This is a genomic window from Rahnella sp. P4_A8 (assembly GCF_056402435.1).
Map to the genome: position 1 here is coordinate 1 of NZ_JBFUHK010000303.1, position 849 is coordinate 849.

Consider the following 849-nt stretch of genomic DNA (forward strand, 5'->3'; position numbering starts at 1 on the left):
GCGCCACGCCACGATGGTCGTAGCCCTGATGCACACGATAAGAAATGGCACGGTCATTAAATAAGGAAGCGTAAACATGTTTCACGGCGGTCAGTACAGCATCAAATCCCTGAACATTCAGGAAGGTTTCCTGCTGTCCGGCAAATGATGCGTCCGGCATGTCTTCGGCAGTTGCGGAAGAACGCACAGCGAATGACGCATCAGGCTCACCGTCGGAAAGCTGCTGATAGGCCTCGCGGATGGATTTCTCAAGTTCAGGCTGGAATGGCGTCTCAATGATCCACTCGCGGATTTGCATGCCCGCCTGAGTTAATTGCCCGATATCGTCAACATCCGTTTTATCCAGCAACTCATGAATACGGTGGTTGACACCGCTCTGATCGAGAAAATCATTGAATGCCAGAGAAGTCGTTGCAAAACCATTTGGAACTGAAACACCCAGATCAGACAAATTGGTGATCATTTCCCCGAGGGATGCGTTCTTGCCCCCGACTTTATCAACGTCCTTCATACCCAGTTCGTTGTACCAGATAACATTGCGTAAATCGGGATCGAGATGAGCCATGAAACAATCCTTTCTTATTTATTTACAGTAAAAGTCAGTAGGCGTGCAAACCGGTTGTCTAGTCATTGTCAGCGACGCTTTTTCTGTCATTTAACAACGCTGTCATTTTGAGATTAGCATAATGATCCATAAGAGATGGACAGGTGAATCGATCCAGCAAATCAAACTATTTTTGTTTAGGAAAATTCCACAGCAGCAAAATTACTCACGCGATGGAAATCAACAATATTCCTTATGAATCATGGAGAAGTTGCCTTTAGTTTCGAAACTAAATTAATGCTAAC

1 protein-coding gene is annotated in these 849 nt (G+C 45.3%); it reads right to left on the bottom strand.

Going from position 1 to position 849, the window contains the following annotated elements:
- Positions 1-565, bottom strand: a 565-nt coding sequence (locus AC1DUO_RS25600) for a PEP/pyruvate-binding domain-containing protein (RefSeq protein WP_477989512.1), incomplete at its 3' end; no start/stop codon positions are given.
- Between the last annotated feature and the right edge of the window lie 284 nt (positions 566-849).